The following is a 228-nucleotide window of genomic DNA, read 5'->3' on the forward strand; positions in this document are numbered from 1 at the left end:
CCGACAGCATGGCCGCCCATTTCCTGAATCAGCGGCTCCATCTGGTAATAGAACGCATCTTTGCGCAGTTGCTTCGCCGCGACGCCGCCGGTTTGAATGAAGTTGCGCCACTCGTCACCGCCGACGCGACCGCCCGTCGCCGTGATGACCTTTTGCACCATGTTCGCTTCATCCTTGAACGTGCCTTCGTTTTTCGTGCCGCCGCGCAGCTCGATCACCTTGAGCATG

At 59.6% G+C, this 228-nt stretch carries 1 protein-coding gene; it reads right to left on the minus strand.

Translation table 11 applies throughout. The features are described from left to right. Positions 1-228 (minus strand): hypothetical protein (locus tag SB749_RS21220; protein ID WP_410712061.1); only part of this gene is annotated, 228 nt, incomplete at both ends.

Source organism: Brevibacterium sp. SIMBA_078, from assembly GCF_046534565.1.
Classification (GTDB): Bacteria; Actinomycetota; Actinomycetes; order Actinomycetales; family Brevibacteriaceae; genus Brevibacterium.